This is a genomic window from Variovorax sp. OV700, assembly GCF_900099805.1.
In the GTDB taxonomy this organism is placed as follows: Bacteria; Pseudomonadota; Gammaproteobacteria; order Burkholderiales; family Burkholderiaceae_C; genus Variovorax.
This window is the reverse complement of sequence record NZ_FNDR01000009.1, coordinates 189,594-206,257: the sequence shown is the minus strand read 5'-3', so window position 1 is coordinate 206,257 and position 16,664 is coordinate 189,594. Positions and strand designations below refer to the sequence as shown.

Genomic DNA, 16,664 nt, shown 5'->3' with positions numbered 1-16,664 from the left:
TGAAGGATCGGGAAGACCAGTGGGGCTCCGTGGGTGGACGATGACCGCGAGCTTGCATCGGGAAATGCAAGCGCACAAGTGTGCATCAGCTCCGTCATTCTCGCTGGCTCCCGCGGGGCGTTCCTCTCGAATTCGATAGGGGTCAGACCACCGCGCCGGCGTTCGGATCGTCCGGGCCGCCGTCGCGCTTGACCGGCCCCTTGACGAGATCCTCGCGCTTGACGCCGAGCCACATGGCAATCGCCGCGGCCACGAAGGCCGACGAATAGATGCCGAACAGGATGCCGATGGTCAGCGCCAGTGCAAAGTAGTGAAGCGTCGGGCCGCCGAAGAAGAACATCGAGAGCACCACCAGCTGGGTCGAACCGTGCGTGATGATGGTCCGGCTGATGGTCGAGGTGATCGCGTTGTCGATGATCTCCACCGTGTTCATCTTGCGGTAGCGGCGGAAATTCTCGCGCACCCGATCGAAGATCACGACCGACTCGTTGACCGAGTAGCCCAGCACCGCCAGCACCGCCGCCAGAACCGCGAGCGAGAACTCCCACTGGAAGAAGGCAAAGAACCCCAGGATGATCACCACGTCGTGCAGGTTGGCAAGCACGGTGGCCACGGCGAACTTCCATTCGAAGCGGAACGCCAGGTAGATCATGATGCCCACCACCACCATGGCCAGCGCCTTGAGGCCGTTGGTGGTGAGCTCGTCGCCCACCTGCGGGCCCACGACCTCGATGCCGCGCTGCGTGGCCGACGGGTCGACAGCTTTGAGAGCCTGCATCACCTGCGCGCTCTGCTGGTCCGAGTTCATGCCCTTTTGTGCCGGCAGGCGGATCTGCACGTCGCGCGAGGTGCCGTAGCTCTGCACCTGCACGTCCGGATAGCCGAGCTTGCCGACGGCCTCGCGCACCTTGCCGATGTCCGCGGACTGCTGGTAGGCCACTTCCATCACGGTGCCGCCCGTGAACTCCACCGACAGGTGCAGCCCGCGGTGCAGCAGGAAAAACACCGCCAGCGCGAAGGTGACGAAGGAGATGATGTTCAGCACCAGGGCGTGGCGCATGAACGGGATGGTCTTGTGGATGCGGAAGAATTCCATGGCGCTTGTCCTTGACCTTTACTTGCCTTCGGCCACGGCGGTGCCGTCGGTCTTGGGCCGCCATACAGTGCCGATGGACACCGTCTTGAGCTTTTTCTTCTGGCCGTACCAGAAGTTGACGAGGCCGCGCGAGAAGAACACGGCGGAGAACATCGAGGTGACGATGCCGATGCAGTGCACCACCGCAAAGCCGCGAATCGGCCCGGAGCCGAAGGCGAGCAGTGCAATGCCCGCGATGAGCGTGGTCACGTTGGAGTCGAGGATCGTGCCCCAGGCGCGGTCGTAGCCGGCATGGATGGCCGCTTGCGGCGAAGCGCCGTTGCGCAGTTCTTCTCGCACGCGTTCGTTGATCAGCACGTTGGAGTCGATGGCCACGCCGATGGCCAGCGCCATGGCCGCAATGCCGGGCAGCGTGAGCGTGGCCTGCAGCATCGAGAGAATGGCCACCAGCAGCATCAGGTTGACGGCCAGCGCGATCGACGAAAACAGGCCGAACAACGCGTAGTAGGCGCACATGAACACCATGATGGCCAGGAAGCCATACATCACGCTCTTGAAGCCCTTCTCGATGTTGTCTGCGCCCAGACTCGGGCCGATGGTACGTTCCTGGATGATTTCCATGGGCGCGGCCAGCGAGCCGGCGCGCAGCAGCAGCGCGAGGTCGTTGGCCTCGACCACGTTCATCGAACCCGAGATCTGGAAGCGGTTGCCGAGCTCGCCGTTGATCGACGGAGCCGTGAGCACCTCGCCCTTGCCCTTCTCGAAGATCAGCATGGCCATGCGCTTCTTGAAGTTCTCGCGACTCACGTCGCGCATGATGCGGCCGCCCTTGGCGTCCATGGTCAGGTCGACCTTGGGCTGGTTGCTCTGCTGGTCGAAGCCCGGCTGAGCGTCGGTCAGGTTTTCGCCAGTGACGAGCACCTGCTTCTTCACGATCACCGCGCGGCCGTTGCGCTCGAAGAATTTCTCGGAGCCGAAGGGCACCGGTCCGCCGCTCAGTTCGGCTGCGCGGCCTTCGGCGCTCTCGTCGACCAGGCGCATTTCGAGCGTGGCGGTGCGGCCCAGGATGTCCTTGGCCTTGGCCGTGTCCTGCACGCCCGGCAGCTGCACCACGATGCGATCGAGCCCCTGCTGCTGGATCACCGGCTCGGCCACGCCGAGTTCGTTGATGCGGTTGTGGAGGGTGGTGATGTTCTGCTTCAGGGCCGCGTCCTGCAGCCGGCGCGCGGCTTCGGGCTTGATGGTGGCCGTGAGGCGCCAGACGTTGCCGTCCTGGCTGTCGGTGGTCGTGAGATCCTGGAACTGGTCCTGGATCAGCTGCTTGGCCGTTTGCAGCGCGGCCGCGTCGCGGAGCGAAACCTCGATCGTCTGGCCGTTGCGGTTGACCGACGTGCCGCGGATGCCCTTGTCTCGGAAGGTGGTGCGCAGGTCGCCCGCGAAGGATTCGGCCTTCTTGTCGATGGCGCCCTTCATGTCGACCTGCAGCAGGAAGTCGACACCGCCGCGCAGGTCGAGGCCGAGGTACATCGGGAACGCATGCAGCGCCGTGAGCCAGGCCGGCGAACGCGAAACCAGGTTCAGCGCCACCACGTAGGAAGGATCGGCCGGATCGGGCACCAGCGCGCGCTGCACCGCATCGCGCGCCTTGATCTGTTCGTCGGCGGTGGCGAAGCGCGCGCGCAGCGAGCCGCCCTCGAGCGTGAACAGGTCGGGCTTGACCCCGGCTGTCTTCAGCGCCTCCTCGACCCGGCCCTGGGTTGCCGCGTCGACCTTGACGGTCGACTTGGCCGCGGACACCTGCACTGCAGGCGCCTCGCCGAAGAAATTGGGGAGGGAGTAGATCAACCCCACAAGCAGCACGATCACGATGATCGCGTACTTCCAGACCGGATAACGGTTCATGAGAAAGCGCTTTTAGAAACGGAACACCGCGTGACTTGAGGCCTTGCGCCAGGAAGCGCAAGGCCGGGTCGCGCTTTGATTTTGATTACTGCTTGACGGCGCCCTTGGGCAGGACCTGGACCACAGCGCTGCGCTGGATCTTGACTTCCACGCCATTGGCGATTTCGAGGCCGAGGTACTGGTCACCGATGGAGGTGATCTTGCCGAGCACGCCGCCGGCCGTCGCCACCTCATCGCCCTTGGCGAGGGCTTCGATCATGGCCCGGGCTTCCTTCTGGCGCTTCATTTGCGGGCGGATCATGACGAAATACAGCACCACGAACATCAGCACCAGGGGCAACATGCTGCCGAGCGAGGACAACATGTCGCCACCACCGGAAGCAGCGGGCGCGGTTTGGGCGAAAGCAGAGGAAATGAACAAGAGAGTCTCCAGCAGAGAGAAGAGGGATGTCAGAAGCGCGAGCCGGGCCCGCGGTTCCGCGGCCCTGTGAAAAAGGCCGCGAACCAGCGCTTGAAGCGGCATCGGCCGCGAACAGCACCGGGCATTGTATTCGTGGCAACGCCCCGCGCTCCGCGCTTATCCGGCGCGGGGGGCAGGGCTTTCCAGGGGCGCCAGCCGCGCCTCCTGTGCTCTTCTTTGAATAGCAGCGTTCTTTGAATGGCAGCGGCGGCAGCCGGCCGGCCGCCGCGGGCGCCTTCCTTCAGAAACTCAGGCGGCCGAGCGCTGCACCGGCTGCGGGTTGCGCCACTTGGCGAGCAGCTCGCTCCAGCGGGTGCGGGCAGCGGCCAGGTTGCGGTCCTTCACGTGACCGTAACCGCGGATCTGCTCGGGCAGGCTCGCAATCTCCAGCGCCAGCGCGTGGTTCTCGGCGTTGAGTCCGGCAATCACCTCGTCGATGGCCGCGCGGTACTCGCCGATCAGGGCGCGCTCGGTCTTGCGCTCTTCGGTGCGCCCGAAGATGTCGAGGGCCGAGCCGCGCAGGCCCTTGAGCCGGGCCAGCAGCCTGAATCCCGTGAGCATCCAGGGGCCGAACTTCTGCTTCTGCAGTTCGCCCTTGGCGTTCTTCTTGGCGATGATGGGCGGTGCGAGGTGATAGTTGAGCTTGAAATCCTTGCCCATCTGGCCCTCGAACATGCCTTCGACCCGGTCGAGGAAGGCGCGGTCGGTATGCAGGCGCGCCACCTCGTACTCGTCCTTGTAGGCCATGAGCTTGAACAGGTAGCGGGCCACGGTTTCGGCGAGCGCGGTCTTGCCCAGCACCGATTCGGCCTGCCGGACCTTGCCCACGAACTGACGGTACTCGTCGGCGTAGGCTGCGTTCTGGTAGCCCGTGAGGAATTCGACCCGGCGCGCCACCAGACTGTCGACGGTTTCGCGCTTCTTGAATTCGACCACCTGGCCCGGGCGCACGCGCTTTTGCAGCGCAGCCGGATTCGCGGCCGCCTGGCGGCCCCATGCGAAGGCGGCCTTGTTGTTGTCGATGGCCACGGCGTTGAGTTCGATGGCGCGCATCAGCGACTCCAGCGCCAGCGGGATCCAGCCCTTTTGCCAGGCAAAGCCCAGCAGCATGGGATTGGCGTAGAGGCTGTCGCCCATCAGCGTGGTAGCGGCGGCATCGGCGTCGAAGGTGCCGAGCGCCTCGGCGCCCACGACGCGCGCGATCTGGTTCGCGCAGTCGTCCTGCGGATTCACCCAGTTGGCGTTGCGCACGAAGGCGGCCGTCGGCGTGCTGTGCGTGTTGAGCGCCACGTGCGTGCGGCCCTCGCGCATGCGGGCCAGGGTTTCGGCGTTCACGGCCACCAGCGGATCGGCGGCCAGGATCAGGTCGGCCGCAGCGGTGCCCACGCGGGTGGTGCGGATCGCGGCCTGCGAGGCGCCGATGAGCGCATGGCTCCAGGTGGCGCCGCCCTTCTGCGCCAGGCCGGCCGCGTCCTGCGTGACGATCCCTTTGCCCTCGATGTGCGCGGCCATGCCCAGCAGCTGGCCGATGGTGATGACGCCCGTGCCGCCGACACCGGCGACCACGATGCCCCACACCTGGTCTTGCGCCAGCGCCGGCACGGCCGGTTCCGGCAGCGGGCCGAGCTCGAGCGGCGAATCGGCCTTGTTCCTGGACTTTTTCTTGAGCTGCCCGCCTTCGACCGTGACGAAGCTGGGGCAGAAGCCCTTGAGGCAGCTCATGTCCTTATTGCAACTGCTCTGGTTGATGGTGCGCTTGCGGCCGAACTCAGTTTCGAGCGGCTCGACCGACAGGCAGTTGCTCTTCACGCTGCAGTCGCCGCAGCCTTCGCAGACCAGGTCGTTGATGACCACGCGCTTGGCCGGATCGACGGCCGTGCCCCGCTTGCGGCGCCGGCGCTTCTCGGTGGCGCAGGTCTGGTCGTAGATGATGGCTGTGGTGCCGGCAATCTCGCGGAACTCGCGCTGGATCTCGTCGAGCAGGTCGCGATGCTTCACGGCCACGTGGTCGCCGGGGATGTTCACGCCTTCGTACTTCTCGGGTTCGTCGGTGACGATGACGACCTTCTTGGCGCCTTCGGCATGGAGGCTTTCGGCAATCTGCAGCACCGAATGGCCTTCGGGCCGCTCGCCGACCTGCTGGCCGCCGGTCATGGCCACCGCGTCGTTGTAGAGAATCTTGTAGGTGATGTTCACGCCCGCGGCAATGCTCTGGCGGATGGCGAGCAGGCCGCTGTGAAAGTACGTGCCATCGCCCAGGTTCGCAAAGATGTGCTGGTCGGTGGTGAATGGCTGCTGGCCCACCCACGGCACGCCCTCGCCGCCCATCTGCGTGAAGCCGATGGTGGAACGGTCCATCCAGGTCGCCATGAAGTGGCAGCCGATGCCGCCCATCGCGCGCGAGCCTTCAGGCACCACGGTGCTGGTGTTGTGCGGGCAGCCCGAGCAGAACCAGGGCTGGCGGTCGGCACCTTGCACGCCGCCCACCTTGAGCACTTCCATCGAGCGCTCCTTGGCTTCGAGGATGGCGATCTGCGCATCGATGCGCGCATGCATGTCGGCGCCGGCCTGGTCCAGGATGCCGAGCTTGCGCAGGCGCTGTGCAATGGCCTTGGCGATGAGTGCCGGGTTCAGGTCGGCGTTGGCGCGCAGCAGCGTGTTGGCGGTGGGATTGGGCATGGCCCATTCGCCGCCGGAGAAATCGCCGTCGAGCTCGTTGAACTTGCCGAGCACGGTGGGGCGCACGTCGGCGCGCCAGTTGTAGAGCTCTTCCTTCAGCTGGTATTCGATGACCTGGCGCTTCTCTTCCACCACCAGAATCTCTTGCAGGCCGGTGGCAAAGTCGCGCGTGAGCTGCGCCTCGAGCGGCCACACCACGCCCACCTTGTGCAGCCGGATGCCCAGCTGGCGGCAGGTGGCGTCGTCCAGGCCCAGGTCGATCAGGGCCTGGCGGGTGTCGTTGTAGGCCTTGCCGCTGGCCATGATGCCGAAGCGGTCGTTCGGGCCTTCGATCACGTTGTGGTTCAGCCGGTTGGCGCGGATGTAGGCCAGCGCGGCATACCACTTGTAGTGCATGAGGCGCGCTTCCTGCTCCAGCGCGTGGTCGGGCCAGCGGATGTGCAGGCCGCCGGGCGGCATCTGGAAATCGGTGGGGATGACGATCTCGACGCGGTCCGGATCGATCATGGCCGTGGCGCTCGACTCGACGATTTCCTGGATCGTCTTCATGCCCGACCAGACGCCCGAGAAGCGGCTCAAGGCAAAGGCGTGGATGCCCAGGTCGAGAATTTCCTGCACGTTCGTCGGAAAGAACACCGGCGTGCCGCAGGCCTTGAAGATGTGGTCGCTCTGGTGCGCGGCCGTGCTGCTCTTCGAAATGTGGTCGTCGCCCGCCACCGCGATCACGCCGCCCCATTCGGTCGTGCCCGCCATGTTGGCGTGCTTGAAGACGTCGGAGCAGCGGTCCACGCCCGGGCCCTTGCCGTACCAGATGCCGAAAACGCCGTCAAACTTGTTGGTGCCCGCGGGCGAGAAGCCCAGCTGCTGGGTGCCCCATAGGGCCGTGGCGGCAAGCTCTTCGTTCACGCCCGGCTGGAAGACGATGTTCTGTTCCTTCAGGAACTTGCTGGCCTTCCACAGCGCCTGGTCGTAGCCGCCGAGCGGAGAGCCACGGTAGCCGCTGATGAAGCCGGCCGTGTTCTTGCCGGCCTGCTTGTCGCGCAGTCGCTGCAGCATCGGTAGCTTGACGAGCGCCTGGACGCCGCTCATGAAGGCACGGCCATAGTCGAGGCTGTATTTGTCGTCGAGCGTGACGGTTTCCAGCGCCTTGCGAATGTGCTCGGGCAGCGGTGCGTTCATGTGTCTGTCTCCGTTTGGCAGGGCCTGGTGGGCTTGGCTGATTGGCTATGGGTCTGTGCCCGGTAGGGCGCGAGCCCATGATCACGCAAAGTGTATGCCGGGGTACGCGACAGGTGTTTGCGTTCTTCGCCTCTAAAAACCGCCTTTCAGAAAGAATCTTGCTTAAGATGGTCGCTTATGGAAAGCATTGACAAGTTCGACCTTGCAATCCTGCAAGAACTGCAGGCCGACGGCCGCCTGACCAACGCCGAGCTTGCGCAGCGCGTGGGGCTCTCGGCCGCGCCCTGCTGGCGCCGGGTGCGCGCGCTGGAAGAAGCCGGCTTCATCAAGGGTTACCACGCCGAAATCGACCGCCACAAGATCGGGCTCGGCGTGCTCGCTTTCGTGCGGGTGGACACCGAGCGCGTCACCAACGAAGCCACCCGCAAGCTGGAGGAAGCGATCCGCAAGATGCCCGAGGTGGTGGCCTGCCACTACATCAGCGGCACCGGCACCTTCGAGTTGCAGGTGGTGGCACAGGACCTGAACGGCTTCTCGGCCTTCGCGCGGCAGCACCTGATGAACCTCCCCAACGTGAAAGACCTGCACACCAGCTTCTCGCTGGGCGAGGTGAAGGCCAGCAGCGCCTTGCCGCTCGGGCACCTGGCACGCTAGCTGCAACCTAGAATTCCCGCCCACCACATATACACACCCGCCGAGCCGGCGCAACAAGAGGAAGAAGCCCCATGAACACCATTCGCCGCGCCCTGGCGCTCGGCCTTGCCGCCGCCTCGCTCGCCTTCGGCGCCCAGGCCCAGAACCGCGAGCTCACCGTGGCCTCGAGCGCCACCTACGCGCCCTTCGCCTTCGAGAACAAGGACAAGCAGATCGTCGGCTTCGACATCGACATCATCAAGGCCATTGCCAAGCAGCAAGGCCTGAAGATCAAGGTCGTGAACACGCCGTTCACGGGCATCTTCGGCGCGCTCAACAACGGCGACGTCGACCTCGTGATCTCGGGCGTCACCATCAACGAGAAGCGCAAGCAGAGCTACGACTTCACGCCGCCCTACTTCGCGGCGCGCCAGCTGATCGCGCTGCCGAAGAGCAGCACGGTCGCCTCGTTGAAGGACCTCGCCGGCAGGAAGATCGCCGTGGTCAGCGCCTCCACCGCCGACGACATCGCCTCGCGCGAATTCGGCAAGACCAACCCCAACATCCGCCGCTTCGAGAGCACGCCGCTCATCATTTCCGAGCTGGCCGGCGGCGGCGTCGATGCCGCCATGGGCGACAACGGCGTGATCGCCTACCGCGTGGCGCAGAACCCCGAACTCAAGACGCTCGACGACAAGTCCTTTCCCGAAGAAGGCTTCGGCATCGTCGTGAAGAAGGGCGACAAGGCGCTGCTCGACAAGCTCACGGCCGGCCTGGCCGCGATTCGCGCCGACGGCAGCTACGCCAGCATCTACAAGAAGTGGTTCAACAAGGACCCGAACGCCCGATGAGCACGGCCGCCCCGAGCAAGAGCGCTAGATGGAACAACCCGTCCTTTTGTTCGGATGGTTCCGCTGGGACATCCTGGTGGAGTACAAGGACCTGTTCTGGCAGGGCGCCTGGATGACGCTGCGCATGACGGTGGTGTGCGTGCTGCTGGGTTCGAGCTGGGGGCTTTGCCTCGCGCTCGCACGGCTGGCGCATCCGCGCCATGCGCCGTGGACCTGGATCGCGCGCTTCTTCCTGCGCTGGCCCGCCACGGTGTACGTGAGCTTCTTCCGCGGCACGCCGCTTTTCGTGCAGATCCTGCTGATCCACTTTGCGGTGATGCCGGTGTTCATTCATCCGGCGACCGGCCTGTTGATCAGTGGCGATCTGGCACGAGAGCTCAAGCAGGAACACGGCGCGCTGATTTCCGGCGTGGTGGCGCTCACGCTCAACTCGGCGGCCTACATCTCCGAGGTGTTTCGCGCCGGCATCCAGTCGATCTCGCGCGGACAGTTCGATGCCGGCCGGTCGATCGGCTTCACGCCCTTGCAGGTGATGCGCTACGTGGTGCTGCCGCAGGCCTTCCGCCGCATGCTGCCGCCGCTGGGCAACAACGCGATCGCGCTCCTGAAGGACACATCTCTGGTGTCGGCCATCGGGCTGGCCGAACTGGCCTACGCGGCCCGCACGGTGGCGGGCGCCTATGCGCGCTACTGGGAGCCGTACCTCGCGATCTCGGTGGTGTACTGGGTGATGACGCTCGTGCTCACCACGATGCTGCGGCGCCTCGAGCACCGCCTGGCACGCAGCGACAGGGGATAGGCTCTTCCCGGGGATTGCCGGATTTTTCGACCGGTCTCGATGGCATCGGCACAATTGGGCCACATGCCACCGATATCGCCCGAAGAGACACCCATCCCCCCCGCCCGGCCGCAGCCACCGAAGTTCGCGGCGCTCGTGCCGCTCAAGCTGCCCGTGTTCCGCATGCTGTGGAGCACCTGGCTCATCGCCAACATCTGCATGTGGATGAGCGACGTGGCGGCGGCGTGGATGATGACCTCGCTGACCACCTCGCCCATCTGGGTGGCACTGGTGCAGTCGGCCTCCACCTTGCCCGTGTTCCTTCTGGGCCTGCCCAGCGGGGCGCTGGCCGACATTCTCGACCGCCGGCGCTGGCTGGTGGCCACGCAGTTCTGGCTGGCAGGCACGGCCATCGTGCTGTGCGCGGCCATTGCGCTGGACATGATCACCGCGCCGCTCCTGCTGGGGCTCACCTTCGCCAACGGCATCGGCCTGGCGCTGCGCTGGCCGGTGTTCTCGGCCATCGTGCCCGAGCTGGTGCCGCGGCCGCAGCTGCCGGCGGCGCTCGGCCTCAATGGCATCGCGATGAACGCCTCGCGCATCATCGGCCCGCTCACGGCCGGCATGCTGATTGCCAGCGCAGGCAGCGTCTGGGTGTTTGCGCTCAACGCCGTCCTCTCGGTGGCCTCGGGCTTCGTGGTGCTGCGCTGGCGGCGCGAACACAAGCCCAATCCACTGGGCCGCGAGAAGCTCATCAGCGCCATGCGCGTGGGCGTGCAGTTCGTCTGGCAGTCGCAGCGCATGCGGGCGGTGCTCTCGCGCATCACGATCTTCTTCTTCCACTCCACGGCCCTGCTCGCGCTGCTGCCGCTCCTGGCGCGCAACCTCAAGGGCGGCGGCGCCGGTACCTTCACGCTGCTGCTGGCTGCCATGGGCTCGGGCGCGATCATCGCGGTGCTGTTCCTGCCGCGGCTGCGCCAGGCGCTGGGGCGCGACCAGCTGGTGCTGCGTGGCACGGTGCTGCAGTCGCTCGCCACCGCGGTGATGGCCTTTGCGCCCAACGCATGGGTCGCGGTGCCGGCGATGTTCTTCGGCGGCATGGCCTGGATCACGGTGGCCAATTCGCTTTCGGTCTCGGCGCAGCTCGCCCTGCCCGACTGGGTGCGCGCACGCGGCATGTCGACCTACCAGATGGCGATCATGGGCGCGAGTGCGATCGGCGCGGCGCTCTGGGGCCAGGTGGCGACCGTCACGTCGCTGAACCTGAGCCTCGCCATTGCCGCCGCCAGCGGCACGCTGCTGATGCTGGTGGCCCTGCGCTGGGTGACCGACGGCGTTGGCGAGGACGACACCCGCCCCGCCGAAGCCGGCTGGGCCACCGGCCCGCCCGCCGAGGCGCCGCAGGAAGACGGCCGCGTGGTGATCACGGTCGAATACCTCATCGAGCCGTCGCGCGCCGCGGCCTTCCATCTCGTGATGCAGCAGACGCGCCGCGCGCGCCTGAGCCAGGGTGCCATCGGCTGGGAGCTGCTGCACGACATTGCGCAGCCCAGTCGCTATGTGGAGCAGATCGTCGACGACTCGTGGACCGACCACCTGCGCCGCTTCAATCGCGCCACGGCCAGCGACATGGCGCTGCGGGAGCGCCGGCTCGCATTCCACGTGGGCGAAATGCAGCCTGTCGTCACGCGCTACATCGTGCGGCGGTGATCGGGCGCAAGCCGTCAGTGGAAAAACAGCAGCCGCGTCAGGAAAGTATGGTCGGCCTCCGCCGCCATCAGCCAGACCAGGACCAGCAGGCACAGCGGCGGCACCAGGATGGCATAGACCAGCGACAGCCGTTCCCACGCCATGTGCATGAAGACCGCGACGATCAGCCCGGCCTTCAGCAACATGAAGGTAATGATCAGGGCCCAGCGCAGATATCCCTGGAAATGGAAATAGTCGACAAGGTAAGACATCGTGCTGAGCACGAACAGCAGCCCCCAGATCTTGAGATAGAGGCTGATCGGATGTTGTTGGCCGGAGACGTGGTCCATGGTTGTCCTCACCAGAGATAGAACAGCGCAAAGATGAACACCCACACCAGGTCGACGAAGTGCCAGTACAGGCCGGTGATCTCGACGATCTGGTAGTTGCCCCTCTTGTCATAGTCGCCGCGTATCAGCTTGAAGGCCACGACGAACAGGAACACCACGCCGGCCGACACGTGCAGCCCGTGAAAGCCCGTGATCATGAAAAAGGCCGAGCCGAACTGCGCCGCACCCATCGGATTGCCCCAGGGCCGCACGCCCTCTTCGAGGATCAGCTTGGACCACTCGAAGGCCTGCATGCCGACGAAGAGTTCGCCGAAGGTCGCGGTCACGAGCATCAGCGTGGCGGCGTTCACCCGGTCGCCGCGGTAGGCGAAGTTGACGGCCATTGCCATCGTGCCGCTGCTGGTGATGAGCACGAAGGTCATGATCGCGATCAACAGCAACGGTATGTCGGCGCCACCCACGTGGAGCGCGAACACCTCGCTGGGGTTGGGCCACGACGCGGTGGTCGAAACGCGCACCGTCATGTAGCCGGTCAAGAAGCAGCTGAACACGAAGGTGTCGCTGAGCAGGAAGATCCACATCATCGCCTTGCCCCACGAGACGTGGAACGCCTGGCGGTCGGAAGACCAGTCGGCAATCAGCCCGCGCCAGCCGCTTGCCGCGATCTCGGGAGTCAACGGTGTTGCCGCGATGGTTGCGGTGTCGTTCATGGGACGCCTCCTCAGGATGTGCCGCAGATGAAGCGCGCCACCTCCGGCGTCACCCAGCCCAGCAGTCCGAACAGCACCAGCCATACCGCCAGCATGAAGTGCCAGTAGCGCGCACACAGCGCGATGCGCCATGCGGCCTTGCCGGGCTCGGGCCATGCATCGTGCGCGGTCCATGTCCACGCGGCCAGCCCACCAGTCAGGTGGAGCCCGTGCATGGCGGTCAGAAGGTAGAAGAAGCTGCCTGCGGGGTTGCCGGCTGGCATGACCTGCGCGCCCAGCAGCGACTGCCAGGCCCACAGCTGCACGCACAGGAAGCCCACCGCGCAGAGGCCGCCCGCCACCAGCAGGCGGAGGGCCCGCGTCGGACCGCGACCACGCGACGCGCCAACGGCCCATTGCAGCGCCACGCTGCCCGCCACGAGCAGCGCCGTGCTGAGCCAGAGCTGCCACGGCAGCGCGATCGTGATCGCGTCCTCGCCGCTCATGCGCATCACGTAGGCCACGATGAAGAGGGAGAACAACGCGGTGGCCACGCCCATGAAGACCCACAGGCCGATGCTGGCCGCGCTCGCGTGCGCATCGCGGGGGCGGCCGCCATGGGGCGAGTTGGCCTGGAAGCGGCTCAGTGCTGCAGTCAATGGGTAACCTCCGTGCTACGCACTTCGGTGCGAGCCCCCTTCGGAACGGCCGGGCGGGGGCTCATTGGGTAACCTCCGTGCTACGCACTGCGGTGCGAGCCCCCTTCGGAACGGCCGGGCGAGGGCTCATGCCGGTGCTCCCCGGACCTCGCTCTGGCCCTCCGGCTCGGGCTCTCCGGCCGCGGCTTGCGGCGGCGCGTTCTGCGGAATGAAATCTTCCGCAGCACCCGGCTCTGCGTAGGCATAGGCCCACCTATAGACCACAGGCAGACGCGGGCCCCAGTTGCCGTGGCCCGGCGGCGTGGCGGGCGTCTGCCATTCGAGTGAGGCGGCCCGCCATGGATTGGCGGTGGCCGGCCGGCCGCGCCAGGCGCTCCAGGCCAGGTTGAAGATGAACAGCAGCTGCCCCACGCCGACGATCAGCGCCACCACAGTGATGATTTCATTCATGGTGAACGCCGACGGCGGAATGAACTTGTAGCCGTCGAAGTTGTAGTAGCGCCGCGGCATGCCCAGCACGCCGAGGTAGTGCATCGGAAAGTAGATTGCGTAGGTGCCGAGGAAGGTGATCCAGAAATGCAGCTGGCCGAGCCTGTCGTCCAGCATGCGGCCGGTGACCTTGGGGAACCAGTGGTAGATGCCGCCGAACACCACCAGCAGCGGCGCCACGCCCATCACCATGTGGAAGTGCGCCACCACGAAATAGGTTCCGGACAGCGGGATGTCCACGCTCACGTTGCCCAGGAACAGCCCGGTCAGCCCGCCGATGAGGAAGGTGCACAGGAAGGCCAGCGCGAACAGCATCGGCACCGTCAGGTGGATGTCTCCGCGCCACAGCGTCAGGATCCAGTTGTAGACCTTGATCGCGGTGGGCACCGCGATGATCAGCGTGGTGGTCGCGAAGAAGAAGCCGAAGTACGGATTCATGCCGCTCACGAACATGTGGTGCGCCCACACCACCACGCTGAGTCCGCCGATGGCGACGATGGCCCAAACCATCATGCGGTAGCCGAAGATGCACTTGCGCGCATGCACGCTGATCAGGTCGGAGACGATGCCGAAGGCCGGCAGCGCCACGATGTAGACCTCCGGATGGCCGAAGAACCAGAACAGGTGCTGGAACAGCAGCGGGCTGCCGCCCTTGTAGCCCGTCACCTGGCCCATCGACACCAGCGCCGGCATGAAGAAGCTGGTGCCCAGCGTCCGGTCGAGCAGCAGCATCACGCCGCTGACGAACAGCGCCGGGAAACCGAGCAGCGCGAGGATGGTGGCCACGAAGATGCCCCACACCGTGAGCGGCATGCGCAGCAGCGTCATGCCTTCGCAGCGCGCCTGCAGCACGGTGGTCACGTAGTTGAGGCCGCCCATCGTGGTCGCCACGATGAAGATCACCAGCGACACCAGCATCAGCACGATGCCGCCCGCATGGCCCGGCGTGCCGGGCAAAATCGACTGCGGTGGATACAGCGTCCAACCCGCGCCGGTGGGCCCGCCCGCGACGAAGAAGCTCGCCATCAGGACCACCACCGACAGCAGGTAGACCCAGAAGCTCAGCATGTTGAGGTAGGGAAAGACCATGTCCCGCGCCCCCACCATCAGCGGAATCAGGTAGTTGCCGAAGCCGCCGAGGAACAGTGCCGTGAGCAGGTAGATCACCATGATCATCCCGTGCATGGTCACGAACTGGTAGTAGCGCTCTGCGTTGATGAACTCGAACTGGCCGGGAAAGCCGAGCTGCAGCCGCATCAGGTTGGACAGCACCACGCCCACCACGCCCACCGCGATGGCGGTGCAGGCATATTGGACGGCGATCACTTTGTGGTCCTGGCTCCAGACGTAGCGGGTCAGGAAACTCTGGGGCGCCGGGTGCCCGGCGTCGTCGGCGTGCGGCACGGCGTGCCCGGGGGACAAAGGAGCGTTCATCGCGGAGCCTTCTGTTCGGCGGCAGCCTGCGCCGGCGGGCTGCCCAGACTCTGGATATAGGCCACCAGCGCGGCCAGCTCTTCATCGGTCAAATCGATCTTGGGCATGACCGGGGGGAAGCCCTTCACGTGGCGGGCCTGCGGATCGCGGATGAAGCTGCGCAGATAGGCTTCGTCGACCAGCGCGGTGGAGCCGTCCGCCATGCTTTCGGTCTTGCCGTACAGGCCCTTCCAGGTCGGTCCCACCCGCGCACTGCCATCGATCGTGTGGCAGGCCACGCAGCCCTTGGCATCCGCCAGCGCGCGGCCCTGTTCAACGCGTGCGCCACCGCCCGCCGCGACGGCGCCAGCGGGGGGCTCGGGCGCCCTGACCTGCGTCTTGGCGAAGGTCGGCAGCGCCGCATGCCAAGCCTGGTAGGCCGCCGGATCTTCCACCACCACGTAGCCGCGCATGTTGGGATGGCCCACGCCGCACAGCTGCGCGCAAAGCGCTTCGTAGCGGCCCGCGACGGTCGACGTGAACCAGAAGCGGCTGACCTGCCCCGGCACCGTGTTCATCCGGGCACGGAAGTTCGGCACGAAGAAGTCGTGCAGCACGTCGTGCGAACGCATCAGCACCAGCACCGGTTTGCCGAGCGGCAGATGCACCTCGGCCCCGGCGATCAGCAGGTCGTCCTGCCCCGCCTTGTCGGCGGGGTCGATCCCGAAGGGATTGGTGGCGCTGAAGAAGCGCGCATCGGTCGCGCCCAGCTTGCCGTCCTCGCCCGGAAAGCGGAAGCGCCATTGCCATTGCTGGGCCAGCACCTCCACCACGAGGGCGTCGCGGGGCTCCCTGACGTAATTCGCGTACACCAGGAGCCCGGGCGCCAGCAGCGCCATGATGCCGACCGTGGTGCCGCCTATCAGCCAGCGCTCGAGCTTCCTGTTCTCGGGCTCATGCGCCGCGCGCCGGCCCTCGCGATGACGAAAGCGCACCAGCATGTAGGCGACGAACACGTTGATCACGATGAAGAAGATGCCCGTGATCGCCAGCGTGATGCCGAGGGTGTCGTCCATCAGCTTCCAGTTCGAAGCCAGGGGCGTCGTCCACCATGGATTGAAAACGTGAAACAGCACCGAGCCGGCCACGATGAGCAACAGGGCAACGGCCATGGTCATGTGCGTTCCCTTGGCTCGGCATAGGCTCAGGGGCTCATCCGCGCTTCAGAGGAGCGCCGGGACCTGGGGCTCTTCACCCTCGAACCGGGCTTCGGGATGCGCGGACTGCAGCAGCGCCTCGATGTCTTGCACGCGCGAACGCGGCAGGTCCACCATCAGCAGGATCTGCCCCTCTGCGATGGCGCCCTCGAAACGTTGCAGCCTGGGGCTCGGGATGGAAATGCCGACCATGCTGGCCGACCAGGCGCCGACCACGCCGCCCAGGATGGCCACCAAGACGGCCACCTCCCATTCGGGGTCGTCGCCGACGATCGGAAACATCAGCGCGGCCACGAGGCCAAGGACGATGCCGCAGGCACTGCCGACCACCCAGCCGGTCTTGGCTGCGTGGACGAGGTCGGAGGTTTGCCACACGTTGGCCGCATGGAGCCCGGCCATGTCCATGCCTTCGGGTCCGGCGAAATGGATGCGCGCCACGTCGACGCGCGCCCGGACCAGATCGTTCATTGCCCTTCTGGCGCTCGCCAGGTCGGGCATCAACCAGTAGATGCGTCTTTTCATAGCATCCCCCTTTCGTCTTGCGACGAGTCAAGGAACCATGAAACGACTTATATGCCCA

The 16,664-nt window shown here is 65.9% G+C and carries 14 protein-coding genes; 4 read left to right on the top strand and 10 right to left on the bottom strand.

Going from position 1 to position 16,664, the window contains the following annotated elements:
- Positions 1–142: 142 nt before the first annotated feature.
- The 4 genes from secF to BLR24_RS21200 all read right to left on the bottom strand — a co-directional run bounded on the left by secF (position 143) and on the right by BLR24_RS21200 (position 7,316).
- Positions 143–1,096 carry a protein translocase subunit SecF gene (secF, locus tag BLR24_RS21215; RefSeq protein WP_093020500.1) on the bottom strand — a complete coding sequence of 318 codons (954 nt, stop codon included), beginning with the start codon at positions 1,094–1,096 and terminating at the stop codon, positions 143–145.
- 18 nt (positions 1,097–1,114) lie between these two features.
- On the bottom strand, positions 1,115–2,998 hold the full coding sequence (gene secD, locus BLR24_RS21210; protein WP_093020498.1) for a protein translocase subunit SecD: 1,884 nt from the start codon (positions 2,996–2,998) through the stop codon (positions 1,115–1,117).
- An 85-nt stretch (positions 2,999–3,083) separates the two neighbouring features.
- Complete coding sequence (yajC, locus tag BLR24_RS21205) at positions 3,084–3,419, bottom strand: preprotein translocase subunit YajC (RefSeq protein ID WP_055807698.1); 336 nt, start codon at positions 3,417–3,419, stop codon at positions 3,084–3,086.
- A gap of 288 nt (positions 3,420–3,707) precedes the next feature.
- A complete protein-coding gene (locus tag BLR24_RS21200) occupies positions 3,708–7,316 on the bottom strand; it encodes an indolepyruvate ferredoxin oxidoreductase family protein (RefSeq protein ID WP_093020496.1) in 3,609 nt (1,202 codons plus the stop codon).
- Positions 7,317–7,493: 177 nt separating this feature from the next.
- Between BLR24_RS21200 and BLR24_RS21195 the strand changes: the two genes are divergently transcribed.
- The 4 genes from BLR24_RS21195 to BLR24_RS21180 all read left to right on the top strand — a co-directional run bounded on the left by BLR24_RS21195 (position 7,494) and on the right by BLR24_RS21180 (position 11,288).
- Positions 7,494–7,970, top strand: coding sequence for an Lrp/AsnC family transcriptional regulator (locus BLR24_RS21195; protein WP_093020494.1), 477 nt, complete (start codon positions 7,494–7,496; stop codon positions 7,968–7,970).
- A 71-nt stretch (positions 7,971–8,041) separates the two neighbouring features.
- Positions 8,042–8,800, top strand: coding sequence for a basic amino acid ABC transporter substrate-binding protein (locus tag BLR24_RS21190; protein ID WP_093020492.1), 759 nt, complete (start codon positions 8,042–8,044; stop codon positions 8,798–8,800).
- 28 nt (positions 8,801–8,828) lie between these two features.
- A complete protein-coding gene (locus BLR24_RS21185; RefSeq protein ID WP_093020490.1) occupies positions 8,829–9,599 on the top strand; it encodes an amino acid ABC transporter permease in 771 nt (256 codons plus the stop codon).
- A 63-nt stretch (positions 9,600–9,662) separates the two neighbouring features.
- Positions 9,663–11,288 carry an MFS transporter gene (locus tag BLR24_RS21180; protein ID WP_093020643.1) on the top strand — a complete coding sequence of 542 codons (1,626 nt, stop codon included), beginning with the start codon at positions 9,663–9,665 and terminating at the stop codon, positions 11,286–11,288.
- Between the two features lie 14 nt (positions 11,289–11,302).
- Here BLR24_RS21180 and BLR24_RS21175 read toward each other — a convergent pair whose 3' ends face one another.
- The 6 genes from BLR24_RS21175 to BLR24_RS21150 form a co-directional block, all read right to left on the bottom strand.
- The gene (locus BLR24_RS21175) at positions 11,303–11,617 is read right to left on the bottom strand and encodes a cytochrome C oxidase subunit IV family protein (protein ID WP_093020488.1); all 315 of its coding nucleotides are present in this window, start codon (positions 11,615–11,617) and stop codon (positions 11,303–11,305) included.
- Positions 11,618–11,625: 8 nt separating this feature from the next.
- Complete coding sequence (locus BLR24_RS21170) at positions 11,626–12,327, bottom strand: heme-copper oxidase subunit III family protein (protein WP_093020486.1); 702 nt, start codon at positions 12,325–12,327, stop codon at positions 11,626–11,628.
- Between the two features lie 11 nt (positions 12,328–12,338).
- Complete coding sequence (locus tag BLR24_RS21165; protein ID WP_254787493.1) at positions 12,339–12,953, bottom strand: cytochrome c oxidase subunit 3; 615 nt, start codon at positions 12,951–12,953, stop codon at positions 12,339–12,341.
- A 138-nt stretch (positions 12,954–13,091) separates the two neighbouring features.
- Entirely contained in the window at positions 13,092–14,858 is a 1,767-nt protein-coding gene (gene ctaD / locus BLR24_RS21160; protein ID WP_093020482.1) for a cytochrome c oxidase subunit I, read from the bottom strand.
- A gap of 26 nt (positions 14,859–14,884) precedes the next feature.
- Positions 14,885–16,045 carry a cytochrome c oxidase subunit II gene (locus tag BLR24_RS21155; protein WP_093020480.1) on the bottom strand — a complete coding sequence of 387 codons (1,161 nt, stop codon included), beginning with the start codon at positions 16,043–16,045 and terminating at the stop codon, positions 14,885–14,887.
- 45 nt (positions 16,046–16,090) lie between these two features.
- Positions 16,091–16,606: a DUF1269 domain-containing protein gene (locus BLR24_RS21150; protein ID WP_093020478.1), complete on the bottom strand. Its 516-nt coding sequence runs from the start codon at positions 16,604–16,606 to the stop codon at positions 16,091–16,093.
- Between the last annotated feature and the right edge of the window lie 58 nt (positions 16,607–16,664).